Consider the following 15,464-nt stretch of genomic DNA (forward strand, 5'->3'; position numbering starts at 1 on the left):
TCAGGCAACCGAGCCGACGCCTGTTTTCGAGGACGGGACCGTAAGCACCTACACCCAGCTCAGCCCTGAGCTGATCTCCCAGGCATTTGATGAACTAATTAATTCAGATGTCCCCCACTCTCGGAATTCCGATGGGACTGTGTCGTTTGAGCTGTCGGAAGGCTTCTCCATTGCGCTTCCTGATCCAGCAATGTCTAATGGCCCTGTCCCCCTAGTTAACGGGGGAACGCGAAATGGAGGATTCTGGGTTGAATTCACTTCGCAAGAGCAGGATCTTCTTATTAGCGGTAGCGGTTTCGCTCTCGGCACTGCTATTTGTTTGATCCCGGGAGTCGGCCAAGCAGCATGCATCGTGATCGGAGCAATCATCACTGCAGCCACGGTGTATCTAAGTCACCACCGTAAGTGCCCGGGCAGCATCCGCTTTGACTACAATTGGTGGGGTCAAGTGGAGGGTACTCGCTGTGTCTGAGAAATCGAGTAGAAAAGCTGTCCATCCAAACGCCATCACTGTCGCGATCATGGGAGCTTTTCTGTCGGTGTTTATAGCTGGAAGAAACCAATCGGTCATCGCCGGTGAAATCTTCCTCGCCCTTGCCTTAATTGGGGCGTTTGCAGTGAATCATTTCAGGCAGGATTAGGTTCGAGACTGGACTAGGACCCCCTCCCACCGCTTCGCTTTCGTTTTACCAGTGCAGGTCTTTGCGGCGTTTAGCAGGCACTATGCGCCGAAACTTTCGACTACCTGCATGCTAGGTTGCTAGGCGATTTCACACACGTGAGGAGGGGGTCGACCTCTAAGACTTTGACCAGCCTTGAAATCTTCATTAATTCAACCACACTCCCGCGTCAAAATAATCGTTTTATATTTTCTAATGACTAATATCTTCCGACCACTACGTGCGATATAAGTGCCTTTTCTTGTGCCAGTTGTCCTAAAACATGCCAATCTGGCTCGAACGACCCGGAAGATATTGCTGCGGGAATTTTTCCAAAGCACTCTCGCTGGGCAGAGTATTCTCAACTTGGAAATCACCACTGTGATTCAGCTGGATGGGTCTAGTAAACGCCGCAGTAACTGGTTACTCTACCCAATTAAACGCTTGTCGCCCTGAACCTGACGCAACTCTTGGGACTCTTTACGATTCACAGTTTCCTGCGCGCCGTTTGCAATACGTTCTGCGCGTAGCCACTTATCAAAGTTACCAGCATGAACCCCAAAATCATGGGCAACCTAAGTCAGTGGGACATCCGGATCCCTCGCTAGCGCACTCCGAATCACATCCTCTCGATTCTCCTTGGGATACCTCTTAGGCATACAAACCGCTCTCTGACTAGTAGTAGTAATTATAAAACTACTGACCAACCAGGCTGCCTCCAACTGGCCTGGTCTGGGAATATCCGACCGATTAGCTTGATAGTCGCCTTACAACCCACCTTGCTAATGGAACATGAGAGATCGACTCATGAAGAGGTTCTCTGAGCACACCCGTGTGCAGATCGTTGCGCAGCTCGAAAGCCGAGCAGCAAGCCGCATCGGGGCTGTCTAAGGGCGACATCGCCCGCGAGCTTGAAGCCAGCGAGGCTGTGCTGGTTCGTTGTCTCCGTAATTACCGCCAGTTGGGCCGTAGCGAAGCAATAGAACTGTTCGGGTTGCGACAGTAAAACGGGCGGCTGAAGAAGCTTCAGGGTGCAGCTAAATTGAAAGAGCCGCGTTCAAGGAGTTGCCGGAAAAATAGATTCTAAGCCAGTCGACCGGCATATCGCTGCCTATACGTTGACCCAATCGGGCTATAACCAACGATTGGCGTGCCAAGTCGCTGCGCTTTCCCGCTCAACCTACGACGCCTACCAGACTAAACGCCGAAATCACGCCCACATTACCGATAATCAGAATCAAACGGAAGGTGATAAGAATGCCGCCGTACACGCTTGGCTGCGCGAGTTCGCCGCGACGCTCACCGGTGGGGCCACCGGCGAGCGTGGGAGTACGCCAACGCCGAAGGATTCGAATCGACCACGATGCTCTCTGACAGCTATTGCGAGAAGAAAACCTGCGGGGTTTCCCGTGAACAACCCACAATGCGCACAGTTGCTGTATCCAGGCCACGCGATGAAGATTCTCTACGTTATCGATGAATGCACCCGAGTACATATCGGGGTTGCCATTGACAAGAAACTGCCCGCCAGCATGGTTATCGAATTACCAGACACCTTCGCCCGCGAACGTGGCCGACCTGCAGTTATCCGAATGGACAACTGGCCAGAGCTCACCTGACCTGCGCTGGCGGCCCAGGCAAAAGAAGACAGCACCGTCTAGGCGTTTATCCCCCCAGTCAGGCCTTGGCAGAATGGATTCGTCGAATCGCTGCCCAACCGGATGCGCGAGGAAGTGCTAGAAGATAACCTATTGGAAGATTGTGCTGGTCTAGACTGCTGCCTAGCAGCGTGGTCCGATCGGTACAACAACTACCATCCACATTCCGCGTAGGCCTACCAACTCCCCGGCAGCCTTCACACAAGCCTGAAAACAGCGCCAACAAAACCCGCAACTATTAAGCTAAACCGTCCGAAAACTCAGACCAGACCACAACCCATACAGCAGGCCTCCAGAGCGTTATAACCAGAACCACCGACACCTAATATTGAATTACCAGCTGCCACCGGGTTCACTGACAACCGGAACGAAAACGATCGAATCCCAACCGGTCATGTTTTCTCCAACTGAACTGAGACCCCATTCCAGGCTAGAAGCTACCACCTATATTTATCGCCCCGGTCCTGCCTTTTTCGATGGTTAGATCTCAACAAGGATGGAATCCGACTGCACAATCACTCGACGAATCGAGGGAAAAGTGTTTGTACCGAGTAAATTTTCCGAACCTCTGGATAAGATCGTTCTCGAGGATTAAAATATGAGCCAGAGCACTTAAACCCCGCAACTGAGGAGCGCCACAATGGCTGATAACAGCAGCATTCCCCGCATTCACCCCAACGCAATTGTCGTCGGCGTCATGGGGGCATTCCTTGCCATCTGGCTAGCCGGTAGAAATGGCTCGGTAGTTACGGGCGAGATCTTCTTTGCCGTAACCATCCTCGCTGCCATTGCCGTCAACCATGTCAAAAAGCGCGAGCTTCTGACTACGTAATATCATCCCAGGAGAATTCGCCACGGCTATGCGGTTGTGGCGGATCTTGTGGGGCCGGCGCGGGCTGCTGCGGGGCAGCCGCCTGCTGGGGCGGGGTTGGGGCCGGGCGGGTTGGCGGTGCCGGTGTTGGGGGCGGCACCTGTTGGTTCATCGGTACGGATGAGCGCTGCACCTGGTAGCTTTCCGGGGCATTCATGCTCTGGCGATAAGCCTGGCCAGCTGTATCCTCGGCCATGATTTTCCGGGGATCGAAGCTATCGAGGAATTCGCCATCACCATCAAAGAGGGCTTTGGTGAGTGCCGCTTTGGGGCCCATGCGCTGCAGGGCAGCAAGCTGGCCGATGGGTTTTTTAAATTCTTCAAATTCTTGGCCGAACTCGCCATCGAGTTCTTTCTTGGCGTTATTGATGGCTTTGCGGGCAGCGAATAGTGCCGCACGCACATCCTTGACCACCTCGGGGAGGCGTTCGGGGCCTAGGACAATGAGGCCCACGATGAGGATCCCGAAGATCTCAAACCAGCCAATATTTGAAAACACACATCCACCTTAGCGCTCGCCCTATACTTCGGCATGCTAGCTGCCTAAAACGCGCCTCCACCAGGAGGTTTCTTGGGTATTGGGGTCGTTAACCTTCACCTTGATATCGCTTAAAACGCTGAGCCCCTTGATGAACACCTTGGGTGCGCCGGGTAGCGGGGCGCTGGATTCAATCTTGTTGTCCGACAGGATTGCATTGTTGTCGCTATAAACTTGGACGCCGGGTGGCACGGTTATTTTCAGGTCGCTGAGCACCAAGGTTGCATTGATAACGATCTCTAGAGACGAAGGCGTAGCTTCGCAGAGATCTAAGTTAACATCCCCAAGTACTGACACTACGGTCATTTCCTTCGGGATCACCCAGTTACCGGTTCGTTTATGGTCACTCAAGACCGCGATGGCGGTACCAGAAGCCTCTCGTGGAGCGGGAGGTTCACCAAAGGGAGAAAGTTCAGAGCCGACGTGCGACTCCAGAATGAGTTTTTCTAATTGCTTCGGGTCTTCGGTAGACCACACCAAGCCAGCGAGTTCGCTGAACTCTCCTAGATCAAGGCGACCCTCCCCCACTGCTCTTTCTAAGACCGCTTGAGTTTCCTGTCTCAAGGGATACAGCGGATCAGGGGTGGTCATAAGTTCTCCGGGTGCGAGTGCTTCTGGGTCTTTTTACGCATACGGCCCGCGATACCGCTGAGATGGGTATTAAAGAGTTCTTTGATGCGTTCGCGGTCCGGTGCATCTGGCGGCAAGCAGGCCTTGGGCCCTTGAGGGCAAGACACTTCAATGCCAGCGAGTTTGGCTATGAGATCACTCGGTGCGTGCAGGGTGCTATCAACTTGGGAGCAGGCCTGCAGGGCTGCGGCGGCGCGGCATTGGCGTTCTACTTCGGCGCGGCACTCTGGGCAATCCATGAGATGATTCTCAGCGCGGCGAACAGCGGCGGGGGTGAGTTCCTTGTCGACGTATGCGGCGACAGCTTCAGGGCTTAGGTGCTCGATGGAAGCGAATTCTTTGCGTCTTTTAGGTAGCTTCTGCATGGCGGAAACAAACCACCTCCTTCGTGTTCTTTCTTCCCCACTGTAGGCGGATACTAAAGAAAATGCTTGGATAAACCGCTGGAGATAATTCACAAAAGCGGTGCCCTTAACAAAGGACACCGCTTCAATGAATGTGTTTAGCGACTGGGGATCAACAGCTGTGCATCACTATCGTGGGCCGCGGCTTTCTCCAGGCTGGCGCGCAATTGGCTACGTCCGCGGTGGATACGGGAACGCACGGTACCCATCTTCACGCCGAGGGTATCGGCAATCTCGTCATAGCTCATGCCGACCACGTCGCAGAGCACCACGGCGACTCGGAAATCAGGTCCGAGTTCATCCAGGGCACGTTGGAGGACGGGGTCGAGGTGCGTGACGCTATAGGCCTGCTCTGGGGTGAGCTCATTGCCGGGGACGCGTTCATAGTCCTCGGGTAGGGCTTCCATGCGGATGCGGGCGCGGTGGCGCACCATATCGAGGAAGAGGTTAGTGGTGATGCGGTGCAGCCAGCCTTCGAAGGTACCCGGGCGGTAGTTCTTCAAGGAGCGGAATACTCGCATGAAGGTTTCCTGGGTGAGGTCTTCAGCATCATGGGGGTTACCGGAGAGGCGATAGGCCAGGCGGTAAACACTGTCGGCATGTTCGGCAACGAGTTCACCCCAGCTAGGCATGGTGCCGGTGCCGGCGTCGAAGGCGGCGGTTCCTTGCAGCTCTTGGTCCGGTTGAGTTTCGGGTGTTGTTTGGGAGGCTGCTTTTTGATCGATGATGTTCTCCGTAGTATCAACGTTCTGGGCACGCGAAGGGACCGAAGTGCGGGGCTTGCGTGCTGTCATGGTTGTTATTGTGCCGGATTATGCTTTGGAACTCCATATGGGAACCTGGACATTTCCTGGCAGTCACACCCATCTACCCCCGCGGCTGCTCATGCCTTTAGACTTAAAGCCGTGAATCCTGCCTTGAGTTCTTATATTGAGTCCACCGCCAACGAAGATGAAGCACTCCACAACGCACGGCAAGATGCTGAGGAGTTTGGCTTAACAGTGCCGGATATTATGACCGGCCAGCTCTTAACCGCGCTGACCGCGATGACCCGGAACTCGCGGAGCACCGGTGCGGTGGCGGTCACCCCAGCAGCTTCAGTGGTGGGCCTATATATATTGAAGGGCTTGGATTCCACCGGGATCTTGACCTGCATTGATCCGGAGGCTGAGCATCAACGTCAAGCTCGCCAAACCTTCCGCGATGCTGGTTATTCCCCCTCGCGTTATCGCTTCTTACCCTCCCGCCCACTTGAGGTGATGGGGCGCTTAGCGGAGGCCTCTTATCAACTGATTTATGTGGACGCTTCACCAATGGATATGTGCGCCATGGTTACTACCGCCTGGCCGCTGCTTACCGAAGGTGGCGTGCTGATTATGGCGGATGCCCTCTTAGATGGCACGTTGGCTGATGAAAGTCGGAAGGATCGTTTGACGGTCTCCGCTCGGGAAGCCGATGCGCTGATTAATTCCTTGGAAGGTGCGGTGGTGAGCCGTTTGCCTTTGGGGGCTGGGATGACCTTGGTTACCAAAACCACTCCCTAGTGGGCATAAAAGTAGCCCCCGCTTTTGCGGGGGCTACTTTTGTTTGGGCTAGACGGTTTCGTTCTTCCCGACGACGACAACGCCACCGGCAGATACGGTGAAGCGTTCAGCATCGCGGGCACGATCGACGCCAAGGATCTCGCCTTCGCGGACCTTGACGTTCTTATCGAGGATGGCGTGGCGAACCACGGCTCCCTTACCCACGCGAACACCTGGCATGAGCACGGAACCTTCAACCGTGGCGCCTTCTTCAACATGAACTCCGGTGGAGAGCACGGAATTGCGGACCGTACCGCCGGAGATGATGCAGCCCGGCGCGACCATGGAGGATTGCGCAATACCGCCTTGGACGAACTTTGCAGGAGGCAGGTTCTGGCGGTCCGTCGAGCGGATGGGCCACTTGTTGTTGTAGAGGTTGAAGATGGGGTGCACGGAGATCAGGTCCATGTGGGCCTCGTAGAAGGCGTCGATGGTACCGACGTCACGCCAGTAGCCGCGGTCGCGGTCGGTGGCGCCGGGGACCTCATTGGCGGAGAAGTCATAGACACCAGCCTCATTGCGGGAAACGAAATAAGGAATGATGTCGCCGCCCATGTCGTGGGTGGAGTCCGGGTTTTCTTCATCATCGTGAAGTGCCCGGATGAGTGCTTCGGTGGTGAAGACATAATTACCCATGGAGGCGTAGGTGACCTCGGGGTCATCCGGGACTGCCGGCGGGTTCTCGGGCTTTTCGAGGAACTCCGAGATGGTGCCGTCTTCTTCAGCTTGGATGCAGCCGAAGGCGGACGCTTCGCTGCGCGGGATGCGGATCCCGGCGACGGTGCAGGCCTTGCCGGAGGCGATATGCTGCTCCACCATTTGCTCGGGATCCATGCGGTAGACGTGGTCCGCGCCGAAGACGATGACGTATTCGGGGTTCTCGTCATAAATGAGGTTGAGAGATTGCAGCAAGGCATCGGCGGAGCCGGTGAACCAGCGCTTGCCGAGGCGTTGCTGTGCCGGAACCGAGGCGATGTATTGACTGGTGGGCCCCAATAGCTGCCACGCCTGGGAAATGTGGCGGTCCAGCGAGTGGGACTTGTATTGAGTCAACACCGCGATTTTGAGGTAACCGGCGTTGGCTAGGTTCGACAATACAAAGTCGATAAGACGATAGGTCCCGCCGAAAGGAACGGCTGGTTTGGCGCGGTCTTCGGTTAGGGGGAAGAGGCGTTTTCCTTCGCCGCCGGCGAGAACAATGGCTAGGACATTCGGTTGGCTTCTCACTCTTTCCAACTTATTAGTTTTTTGAGTTTCGCGCCGTATTAGTGGCGTGGTACATGACACAGATACCCCCATTCGGTGATTTCGGCACCTGGGGGTGTTTCAACCTAAGCTGGTGCTTATGAGAGTTGGAATGATGACTAAAGAGTATCCGCCGGAAGTTTATGGGGGCGCGGGTGTACATGTCACTGAATTAACTCGCTTCATGCGCGAGATTGTGCCAGTGGATGTGCATTGCATGGGGGCTCCGCGAGACGCTGAAGGCGTATATGTTCATGGTGTGGACCCGGCCTTAGAAGAGGCGAATCCGGCGATTAAGACGCTGTCGACAGGCCTGCGGATGGCGGAAGCAGCAAATAATGTGGATGTGGTGCATTCGCATACCTGGTATGCGGGGTTGGGCGGGCACCTAGCCGGCAAGCTGCATGGCATTCCGCATGTGGCGACCGCGCACTCTTTGGAGCCGCATCGCCCCTGGAAGCGGGAGCAATTAGGGGGCGGCTACGAGGTGAGTTCTTGGTCTGAGAAGAACACCATGGAGTATGCCGATGCGGTGATTGCGGTGTCGGCGAAGATGAAGGACGCCATTTTGGAGGCTTATCCGCGCATTGCGGAGGAGCGCATCCATGTGGTGCTCAATGGTATTGATACCCAGCTGTGGCAGCCGCGTCCGACCTTGGATGAGGCGGAGGATTCGGTGCTCAAGCAATTGGGTGTGGATCCGGATCGCCCGATTGTGGCCTTCGTTGGCCGCATCACCAGGCAAAAGGGTGTGGAGCACCTGGTGAAGGCCGCTGCGGACTTTGATGAGGGCGTGCAGTTGGTGTTGTGCGCTGGGGCCCCGGATACCCCGGAGATTGCGGCTCGTACTACTGCTTTGGTGGAGGAGTTGCAGGCTAAGCGCGAGGGGATCCACTGGGTGCAGGATATGCTGCCGCAACCGAAGATCCAGGAGATTTTAACTGCTGCGGATACCTTTGTGTGCCCCTCTATCTATGAGCCCTTGGGCATTGTGAACCTGGAGGCGATGGCCTGCGGTACTGCGGTGGTGGCCTCTGATGTGGGCGGTATCCCTGAGGTTGTGGTTGATGGTGATACCGGCACCTTGGTGCACTATGACGAAGCTGATGCGGCCAGCTTTGAGAAGGATTTGGCTGAGCAGGTGAATGCTATGGTGGCGGATCGTGCCAAGGCTAAGGAATTCGGAAAGAAGGGCCGCGAGCGGGCCGTGGAAGAATTCTCTTGGGCAACTATTGCGCAACAGACGGTAGATATTTATAAATCACTCATCTAGGCGAACAGGGATATATCGCGGTGGGGTACTGCGATATATCCCTTTAGCTACTTTAGGGGTGACTACACCCTGTGTTTCTATGCATGTGAATCGAAGAAGGGTAATACTTGGGTGTATGAAATCCGGTGTGCTCTTTTGCGCGGCACTGCTACTGGTGGGATGCTCTGACTCCCGTGAAACTCAACCACCGTCGTCTGCCGTCACTAGCTCCTCGCCGCAGAATGAGAACGCCCGCGGAAGGACGATCTCGGGGAGCGAAAATATTCATTGGGCGGTGGCTGTGGCTGGGCAGCCGGGTGTGTGTTGGAGCGATGGGGTGCTGCGGTGTGCGTGGGAGGGGCGTTTGCGGGGTGTGGAGCGGTGTGCGGATACGACCTTGTTGACGTGGGAGGAGGACAAGGTCGTGGATGTGGCGTGTGTGAAGGCGGCGGATGTGCGGGTGCGGCCGGAGGAGGCGCGGCAGCTGCGGGCTGGTGAGGTACTGAGTTTGGGGGGTTATGAGTTCGAAGGGTCGACGAATCCGGGGTTGATTGTGCGGCGCTCGCAGACAGAAGGGTTTGTGATGGCTCCGGAAGAAACCTGGGGGTTTAACCACACTTTCTTCCGGCCGCCATATCGAGCACTGCCGAAAGCAGAAGCGTTTAGGTACGTGCCGACCTGGCTGTTGGGACAGTGGACGGAGCATTCTCGAGGTATGCAGATCACCCCGGATGGGGCGGTGAGCGTGCGGGTGAATGCGGGGCCGGCGCGAACGATAATGGAGTTTGAGGGTGTGTTGACGCAGGTTGATGGTGGGCGGGACCACGGTGAGTTTGAGCTGAAGGTACGGGCTGTGAAGCTGCTGGATACTGAAGAGTTTCCGCAGGGCCTACAAGCTGGAGAAATGCTGAAATTTGGGGTTGTAGATGGGGTGGCGAAGATGGCGGGTTTTGAGTTGAGTTTTTGTGACGTGGAGGGCGCGCTCAGTGCGGGCAGGCGGGTAGCACCCTGCGGGGACTAGCGCATGTTTGGTGCAACATCACTATCCTCGGGCATGTATTGACACTTCGCCAGGAGGAACGCACCCAATATGACTACACCGCGTAGTATCCACCGCCCTGAACTCCATGTGACCCCTGAGGTAGGTGTACTTGACGCCCCCGCCGGGGCGCTACTGGATCGCGATACCTGGCATTTATTTGCGCAATTCCGCCCGCGGGTGGATAAGCCAGCCCGCTGGGGCCACATTATGGGTGCGGAGAACCCCTTTGAATGGGAGTTCTGTGATGATGTGCTGGCACCTGAAGGCGATGAAGTGATGGTGCGCGCCGGAAGCGTGGTGGCAGAAGGCCAGGCGCTGAATATTTATTACACCTCGGTGCGCAAGGCGGGCCCGAATCAGGATACTGCGATTGGGCTGGCGCGGATTGAGGATGTGAATAGCATTGGCCATGAGGTGGCTGATGATCCTAGTTTTGTGGATCCGAATGTGAAGCGCCTTGGCATCATCATTGATGATCTGGGGGAATTCGAGAATTTCCGTTCGCCTTGTGTGGTGCCGGATTGGATTAGCCAGGATGACCGCGATGAAGGCCACGAAGGCTGGTTGATGCTGGCGGTGACCGGGCCTAGTGATCATCCGGTGCCGGTGATGCTGCGCTCTGAGGATGGCCGTAGCTGGGAGTTTTTGGGTCCCTGGAAGATTGAGGGGGCTTCGGGGCTGGAAGATATTGAGCGGGTGGTCAGCCCCCGGATTGTGCGTTTGCGCGATGAGGTTGATGACCGCATTTATGATGTGGTGCTGGTGACCTGCGAGCAGGATGGGGTGGATATTTCTGGTTATTTGGTGGGCCGCTTTGAGGGCAATACCTTCCATGTGACCACGCCTTTTACCAGCATTGATCAAGGGCATGATTTTGTGCGCCCGCGTAATACCAATGTCACCCCGGGCACGATTCCGACTGGTCAGCGCTATGAACGCGCCATGATTTTTGGGCTATTAAATGGCATTGGGCGCTTTGATGACCCCACCTTGCATTTGAGCTTGCGGGCTGAAGGTTGGGCGAATTGCTTAAGCTTCCCGCGGCTGATTACTTTGCAGGGCGGCAAGATTTACCAGACCCCTCCCCCGGGGCTAACCGATGCGATTGCTGATACCAAGCACGCCGCAGCGTGGATTGGGTTATGTGATGTGCCGGAGGGCTCTGCGTTGAAGGTGGAGATCCTGGATGGGGCGGATCGCGTGTGTGCAACGGTCACGCACCGCGGGGATACCTTGACTTTGGATCGTTCGATGAATCCGCACCATCGGGATGAAGGCCCACTTGATGAGCCGGCGGTTGCCACCTTGGAGGAAGGCGACACGGATTCTTTGTCCATTTTTGTGGATGGTTCCACGGTGGAGGTTTTTGCTGATGGCGGGATGGTTGCCATGGCTAGCCGCGTGTACTTCGACGGCGGTACCCCACGCTTTGAGGTGGAAGAAAGCGGCGGGGCTAAGATCCTCCGGGCCTTCCAGCACTTCCCGGAGGATTTTAGTTCCGCTGGGTTGCCGGAAGACTTCGGTGAATACGAAGGCCCGGTGCGTTAGCTTAGTGCGTTAGCTTTTGCGGAAGCGCAGCAAGCTGGCCTTGGCGCTGACCGTCATGGCCGGTGGTAGCTGCGCGGCGCGTTCAGCAAGCTCATCTTCAGGGATATCGCGGGCCGAAGGGCTCATACCGATCTGAGCTTTAATGGATTCGCGATCCAAGCGCATGCTGAATTCAATGGTGCGGGGTTCCGCCGCGAAGACCAATCCCGCTTCGGCAGCCTGCTCACGGAACTCCGCTACTCCCCCGGGTTCCACATCGCGAATGCCCAGGGGTTGGCGTAGTTCTTTGAGATGCCCGGGTTCAGGCAGCAACACAATGAGCTGCCCGGTGGGGGCGAGTACGCGGGCGCATTCAGCGGCGTTATGTGGGGAGAAGATCACGGTAAGCGCATCGACGACGCCGTCGTGGAGTGGGAGGCGTTGGCGGGCATCCGCGACCACAGCGCCGACCCGGGGGTGGCAACTGGCTAGGTGTTCTGCCGCTGCGGATGAGATATCAATGCCGATGCCGATGGCGCCATAAACCTCGTCGAGGTTATGGGCTAGGTAGTAGCCGGTGCCGGCACCGATCTCGCAGATCACCGGGGTGTCTTCTTCCGGGATACCGGCTTCATCAATGGCGTCGTGCACAGCGGCGCTGACTTCTTCGACGAAGGGGGCGAAGTGTCCGCGGGAGAGGAAGGCTTCGCGGGCGTGCAGCATTGCTGGGTCATCGCCCTGGGAGGTTTCCTCGGAGGTGTCTTCGAGGAGGAAGATGGCGTAGCCGGCATCCGCTATGGGGTAGGTGCGGCCGTGGGCGTGGAGTCCTTTTTCGGAGAACTCCAGGGGCTCACCGTTGGGGTCGGCTAGGAGGTCGAGGATATCAGCAAGCATGGGGTTCTGTTCGTCGAAGGGGCGCAGAAAAACACAACGTCGATGCGGGTGATCGACGTTGTGCGTGAAAACAAGGGCACGCGGGGTAGTTACTCTGCTGCTTGGAGAAGCAAACCACCGAGCTCGGCAGCTTCCTCCTTAGTCAATTCGATGACCAAGCGGCCGCCGCCGTCAGAGGGGATGCGCATGACGATCTTGCGGCTTTCCTCTACTGCTTCCATGGGGCCGTTGCCGGTCCTGGGCTTCATCGCTGCCATGTGTGTTCAGGCTCCTTGTCCGAAGTTTCCGAGCTGGGGTGCATACCGTTCCCATAGTAGTCCTTTCTCGGCGCGCGTAGCCGAGAATTTTCTTCCCGCAGCTCACGAATTTCGGTGTTGAGCTGGGCAATGACCTCATCTACTTGGGTTGGGCGGTACCCGCGATAAACCACCTCAAAACGCACACCCTCGGCGTTTCCTTCCTGAATGAGAGCGGTATTCGCGGCACTGATTTTCTGCGAATCAACGGGTACTTGCTTAAGCGATCCGCCGTTGAGGACCCCACCGAAGACTGCGGTCGCTAAAGCGGTGCACAGGATCGCAGCAATAATAAAGATGATCCATGGGAGCATTGAGCTTCCTTCCATGTTTGGGGTTGCCTAACCGCGGGATGCGCTGCCGTCGATCTTATCAGCCAAAGGAGCACGCTCCGGGGGCGGATTCTGATTACTTAGCGTGCGCGAAAGGATTGTGCGGGCAACTATCTCAGCCATGGGCGCTAATTCCGCTAAGGTTTTATTGCGGTGGCTTCGTACCCCAAGATCAACTTCTACGATACTTTCTGGGCCAAAGCGCTGCGCGATATCTAATAAGAGCCCAACCTCTACCCCATAGCCCGCTACGAAGGGCACCAGTGTGGCGGTGGTGCGCCTAAGCGCATACTCCCCACCTAAAGGTTGGGTGATATGCGAAAGCTCCGGATAGAGAAGCTTCAATAAGGGGCGCGCCGTTAACTCGGTGACCCGCCCACCACCGGTGGGTTGGCCGCGGAAGGTGCGACGGTAGGTGGCGCGCACCATGTGCAGCGAGCTGTCTTCTAGCAGTGGCTGCGCGAGTGCTTTCACCATCCCCGGTTGGGGGTTTTTCAGGTCAGCGTCGATGAAAACAATGATCTCGCCGTTCGCGGCTGCTACCCCACGCCATAGGGATTCGCCCTTACCGGGCCAGGGTTCTTCTGCGAGGATCTCCCGCCAATTAAGGACGGTGGCACCATGTTGGGCAGCGATTAGCGCTGTCCTATCCACCGAGTCAGCATCGATGACCAGGATTTCCCCGGGATTATCGTTGGCGATGGCGTCAATGACCGCAGCAATGGTGTCGCTTTCATTTAGTGCGGGGATAATAACCGATACACGTTTCATGCCAGTCCCCTAATCGTGTGCACTGGGGCGGCGTCACCTTGAATGGCGGCGATCATGCGTAGGGTATCGACCGTTTCTTTGACGTGGTGTACCCGGAAAGCAGCGACCCCATGTTGGGCTGCCCAGGCGGTGGCAGCCAACGTGCCGGCGAGGCGTTCTTCTACATCGAAGCGCCCGGTGGTTTCAGCAACAAAGTCCTTATTGCTCAAAGCCATTAAAACCGGATAGCCGGTATCAACAAGTTCGCTTACCCGGCGCAATAACTCCAAACCGTGGTAGGTGTTTTTACCGAAGTCATGGGTGGGGTCAATGAACACCAGCTCACGCGGTGCACCAGCGGCTAAGGCTTTTTCGGCTAGCGCGGTGGTCTCTTCGATGACGTCTTTGACGACATCGTCGTAATGCACGCGGTGTGGGCGGGTGCGTGGGGTGGCTCCACCGGTATGGGAACACACATAGCCTGCCCTCAAGGCACCGGCTACGAGGGGAAGATCAGGTTCGAAGCCAGCCCAGGTGTCATTAATGAGTCGTGCGCCAGCGCTGACTGCAGCTTCAGCAACTGCTGGGCGCCAGGTATCAACCGAGAGCACGGTGTGGGGATAACGCTCATGGACTGCTTGGATGGTGGGGATGACCCGGCGGATTTCTTCGGCTTCATCCACATTATCGCCGGGGCCAGCTTTGACCCCGCCGATATCAATAATGTCGGCGCCATCGGTGATGAGCTTTTCGACTTTCTTCAGTGCATCAGTGGGGTCGAAGGTTTCTCCGCGGTCATAAAAAGAGTCTGGGGTGCGGTTGATGATGCCCATGACCAGGGGGCGAGCGTATGCGGGCAAGTTTTTCCTTCTGGTTGGAGTGGCGACATCAACATTAATAAAGCCCTGCCATGAAAGAGAACACGACAGGGCGACACAGGCGAGGTTTTAATCGCGGTGGTACATCAACCCACCGGGTTCGCCGCGGCGTTGACGCCCAATGGCGGGGCACTCTTCTGGTGGGCGGCCAGCGTGAGTGCATTCAATGAATTCCACTGCGTCTGCCACGGAGTCGGTGACTAAGAAGAGTTCGGTGTCATCGGGGCTAATCAGGCCTTCTTCGCGGAGGCGCTCATGGAACCACTCCACCAAGGGGCCCCAGAAGGCGGAGCCGACCAGGACGATGGGGAAGTTAGTGACCTTCCCGGTTTGGACCATGCAGAGTACCTCGGCGAGTTCATCGAGGGTGCCATAGCCGCCCGGGAGACATACGAAGGCCTCGGAGTACTTCAAGAACATGGTCTTGCGGGCGAAGAAATAGCGGAAGTTTAGGCCCAGGTCCACATAGTCATTGAGGTGTTGTTCATGGGGAAGCTCAATGCCTAAACCAACCGACAGCCCACCGGCTTCTTGGGCGCCGCGGTTGGCGGCTTCCATCAGTCCGGGGCCACCGCCGGTGACGACGGCGTAGCCAGCTTCGGCGAGTTTTTGGCCGACCTCCACGCCTTGCTCATAGTAGGGGTGGCCTGGTTCCACACGTGCTGAGCCGAAGACGGTAACGGCCCGTGGCAAGTCTGCTAAAGCATCAAATCCGGTGACGAATTCGGATTGGATGCGCAGGATGCGCCAGGGGTCAGCGTGGAGCCAATCATGGTCGGCACCGTATTCGAGCAGGCGTTGATCATAGGTGGAGGTTTGTTGCCCATCCGCGCGCAGCAGCATGGGGCCGCGCAGCATGCGCTTGCCATCGCGTGGGGGACGGATCTCTGCATTAGCCATAGTTG

The 15,464-nt window shown here is 56.7% G+C and carries 19 protein-coding genes; 8 read left to right on the forward strand and 11 right to left on the reverse strand.

The genetic code is table 11. From position 1 onward, the window contains the following. The first annotated feature begins 464 nt into the window (after nucleotides 1-464). The 4 genes from BMZ01_RS11150 (at nucleotide 465) to BMZ01_RS04285 (ending at nucleotide 3,149) form a co-directional block, all read left to right on the forward strand. Nucleotides 465-641 carry a hypothetical protein gene (locus tag BMZ01_RS11150; protein WP_177180059.1) on the forward strand — a complete coding sequence of 59 codons (177 nt, stop codon included), beginning with the start codon at nucleotides 465-467 and terminating at the stop codon, nucleotides 639-641. Between the two features lie 1,427 nt (nucleotides 642-2,068). After that, nucleotides 2,069-2,278 (forward strand): hypothetical protein, encoded by a 210-nt coding sequence (locus BMZ01_RS04275; protein ID WP_092284807.1) that lies wholly within the window; start codon nucleotides 2,069-2,071, stop codon nucleotides 2,276-2,278. Nucleotides 2,279-2,326: 48 nt separating this feature from the next. After that, entirely contained in the window at nucleotides 2,327-2,491 is a 165-nt protein-coding gene (locus tag BMZ01_RS11525) for an integrase core domain-containing protein (protein ID WP_092284809.1), read from the forward strand. A gap of 466 nt (nucleotides 2,492-2,957) precedes the next feature. After that, nucleotides 2,958-3,149 carry a hypothetical protein gene (locus tag BMZ01_RS04285; protein WP_092284811.1) on the forward strand — a complete coding sequence of 64 codons (192 nt, stop codon included), beginning with the start codon at nucleotides 2,958-2,960 and terminating at the stop codon, nucleotides 3,147-3,149. Here the strand turns inward: BMZ01_RS04285 and tatB are convergent. The 4 genes from tatB to sigE form a co-directional block, all read right to left on the reverse strand. Next, a complete protein-coding gene (tatB, locus tag BMZ01_RS04290) occupies nucleotides 3,142-3,687 on the reverse strand; it encodes a Sec-independent protein translocase subunit TatB (RefSeq protein ID WP_092284813.1) in 546 nt (181 codons plus the stop codon). The genes BMZ01_RS04285 and tatB overlap by 8 nt on opposite strands. 36 nt (nucleotides 3,688-3,723) lie before the next feature. Beyond that, nucleotides 3,724-4,317 carry a DUF1707 SHOCT-like domain-containing protein gene (locus tag BMZ01_RS04295; protein ID WP_092284815.1) on the reverse strand — a complete coding sequence of 198 codons (594 nt, stop codon included), beginning with the start codon at nucleotides 4,315-4,317 and terminating at the stop codon, nucleotides 3,724-3,726. Continuing rightward, the gene (locus tag BMZ01_RS04300; RefSeq protein ID WP_092284817.1) at nucleotides 4,314-4,721 is read right to left on the reverse strand and encodes an anti-sigma factor family protein; all 408 of its coding nucleotides are present in this window, start codon (nucleotides 4,719-4,721) and stop codon (nucleotides 4,314-4,316) included. Before BMZ01_RS04300 ends, BMZ01_RS04295 begins: the two co-directional genes overlap by 4 nt. A gap of 137 nt (nucleotides 4,722-4,858) precedes the next feature. Further along, a complete protein-coding gene (gene sigE / locus BMZ01_RS04305) occupies nucleotides 4,859-5,554 on the reverse strand; it encodes an RNA polymerase sigma factor SigE (protein WP_092284819.1) in 696 nt (231 codons plus the stop codon). A gap of 111 nt (nucleotides 5,555-5,665) precedes the next feature. On the opposite strand from sigE, the gene BMZ01_RS04310 reads away from it, so the two are divergent. After that, nucleotides 5,666-6,304, forward strand: coding sequence for an O-methyltransferase (locus BMZ01_RS04310; RefSeq protein ID WP_092284821.1), 639 nt, complete (start codon nucleotides 5,666-5,668; stop codon nucleotides 6,302-6,304). 48 nt (nucleotides 6,305-6,352) lie between these two features. Here the strand turns inward: BMZ01_RS04310 and glgC are convergent, their stop codons facing one another. After that, nucleotides 6,353-7,570, reverse strand: a complete 1,218-nt coding sequence (glgC, locus tag BMZ01_RS04315; protein ID WP_177180060.1) for a glucose-1-phosphate adenylyltransferase — start codon at nucleotides 7,568-7,570, stop codon at nucleotides 6,353-6,355. Between the two features lie 118 nt (nucleotides 7,571-7,688). Between glgC and glgA the strand changes: the two genes are divergently transcribed. The 3 genes from glgA to BMZ01_RS04330 all read left to right on the forward strand — a co-directional run bounded on the left by glgA (nucleotide 7,689) and on the right by BMZ01_RS04330 (nucleotide 11,430). Then, entirely contained in the window at nucleotides 7,689-8,861 is a 1,173-nt protein-coding gene (gene glgA, locus BMZ01_RS04320) for a glycogen synthase (protein ID WP_092284825.1), read from the forward strand. Nucleotides 8,862-8,976: 115 nt separating this feature from the next. Further along, complete coding sequence (locus BMZ01_RS04325) at nucleotides 8,977-9,861, forward strand: hypothetical protein (protein WP_092284827.1); 885 nt, start codon at nucleotides 8,977-8,979, stop codon at nucleotides 9,859-9,861. Between the two features lie 69 nt (nucleotides 9,862-9,930). Beyond that, nucleotides 9,931-11,430 (forward strand): GH32 C-terminal domain-containing protein, encoded by a 1,500-nt coding sequence (locus BMZ01_RS04330; protein WP_092284829.1) that lies wholly within the window; start codon nucleotides 9,931-9,933, stop codon nucleotides 11,428-11,430. A gap of 9 nt (nucleotides 11,431-11,439) precedes the next feature. Here the strand turns inward: BMZ01_RS04330 and BMZ01_RS04335 are convergent, their stop codons facing one another. The 6 genes from BMZ01_RS04335 to BMZ01_RS04360 all read right to left on the reverse strand — a co-directional run bounded on the left by BMZ01_RS04335 (nucleotide 11,440) and on the right by BMZ01_RS04360 (nucleotide 15,459). Beyond that, nucleotides 11,440-12,303 carry a methyltransferase domain-containing protein gene (locus BMZ01_RS04335; protein ID WP_092284831.1) on the reverse strand — a complete coding sequence of 288 codons (864 nt, stop codon included), beginning with the start codon at nucleotides 12,301-12,303 and terminating at the stop codon, nucleotides 11,440-11,442. 89 nt (nucleotides 12,304-12,392) lie between these two features. Continuing rightward, nucleotides 12,393-12,560, reverse strand: coding sequence for a DUF3117 domain-containing protein (locus tag BMZ01_RS04340; RefSeq protein WP_092284833.1), 168 nt, complete (start codon nucleotides 12,558-12,560; stop codon nucleotides 12,393-12,395). Then, a complete protein-coding gene (locus tag BMZ01_RS04345) occupies nucleotides 12,548-12,913 on the reverse strand; it encodes a DivIVA domain-containing protein (RefSeq protein ID WP_092284835.1) in 366 nt (121 codons plus the stop codon). Before BMZ01_RS04345 ends, BMZ01_RS04340 begins: the two co-directional genes overlap by 13 nt. Nucleotides 12,914-12,940: 27 nt before the next feature. Continuing rightward, nucleotides 12,941-13,702, reverse strand: coding sequence for a glucosyl-3-phosphoglycerate synthase (locus BMZ01_RS04350; protein ID WP_092284837.1), 762 nt, complete (start codon nucleotides 13,700-13,702; stop codon nucleotides 12,941-12,943). After that, nucleotides 13,699-14,514, reverse strand: coding sequence for a dihydropteroate synthase (gene folP / locus BMZ01_RS04355; RefSeq protein WP_092284839.1), 816 nt, complete (start codon nucleotides 14,512-14,514; stop codon nucleotides 13,699-13,701). The genes BMZ01_RS04350 and folP overlap by 4 nt, the downstream gene beginning before the upstream one ends. A gap of 114 nt (nucleotides 14,515-14,628) precedes the next feature. Further along, nucleotides 14,629-15,459, reverse strand: a complete 831-nt coding sequence (locus BMZ01_RS04360) for an LOG family protein (RefSeq protein WP_092284841.1) — start codon at nucleotides 15,457-15,459, stop codon at nucleotides 14,629-14,631. Nucleotides 15,460-15,464 lie beyond the last annotated feature (5 nt).

Origin of the sequence: Corynebacterium spheniscorum (assembly GCF_900113445.1) — a bacterium.
Classification (GTDB): Bacteria; Actinomycetota; Actinomycetes; order Mycobacteriales; family Mycobacteriaceae; genus Corynebacterium; species Corynebacterium spheniscorum.

Bases quoted from the DNA above. Each gene is read 5' to 3' on its own strand.
- BMZ01_RS04325 (WP_092284827.1), top strand. From the start codon at position 8,977: ATGAAATCCGGTGTGCTCTTTTGCGCGGCACTGCTACTGGTGGGATGC.
- sigE (WP_092284819.1), bottom strand. From the start codon at position 5,554: ATGACAGCACGCAAGCCCCGCACTTCGGTCCCTTCGCGTGCCCAGAAC.
- glgA (WP_092284825.1), top strand. From the start codon at position 7,689: ATGAGAGTTGGAATGATGACTAAAGAGTATCCGCCGGAAGTTTATGGG.
- BMZ01_RS04300 (WP_092284817.1), bottom strand. From the start codon at position 4,721: ATGCAGAAGCTACCTAAAAGACGCAAAGAATTCGCTTCCATCGAGCAC.
- BMZ01_RS04335 (WP_092284831.1), bottom strand. From the start codon at position 12,303: ATGCTTGCTGATATCCTCGACCTCCTAGCCGACCCCAACGGTGAGCCC.
- BMZ01_RS04295 (WP_092284815.1), bottom strand. From the start codon at position 4,317: ATGACCACCCCTGATCCGCTGTATCCCTTGAGACAGGAAACTCAAGCG.
- BMZ01_RS04285 (WP_092284811.1), top strand. From the start codon at position 2,958: ATGGCTGATAACAGCAGCATTCCCCGCATTCACCCCAACGCAATTGTC.
- BMZ01_RS04330 (WP_092284829.1), top strand. From the start codon at position 9,931: ATGACTACACCGCGTAGTATCCACCGCCCTGAACTCCATGTGACCCCT.
- BMZ01_RS04345 (WP_092284835.1), bottom strand. From the start codon at position 12,913: ATGCTCCCATGGATCATCTTTATTATTGCTGCGATCCTGTGCACCGCT.
- BMZ01_RS04360 (WP_092284841.1), bottom strand. From the start codon at position 15,459: ATGGCTAATGCAGAGATCCGTCCCCCACGCGATGGCAAGCGCATGCTG.
- BMZ01_RS04340 (WP_092284833.1), bottom strand. From the start codon at position 12,560: ATGGCAGCGATGAAGCCCAGGACCGGCAACGGCCCCATGGAAGCAGTA.
- BMZ01_RS04350 (WP_092284837.1), bottom strand. From the start codon at position 13,702: ATGAAACGTGTATCGGTTATTATCCCCGCACTAAATGAAAGCGACACC.
- folP (WP_092284839.1), bottom strand. From the start codon at position 14,514: ATGGGCATCATCAACCGCACCCCAGACTCTTTTTATGACCGCGGAGAA.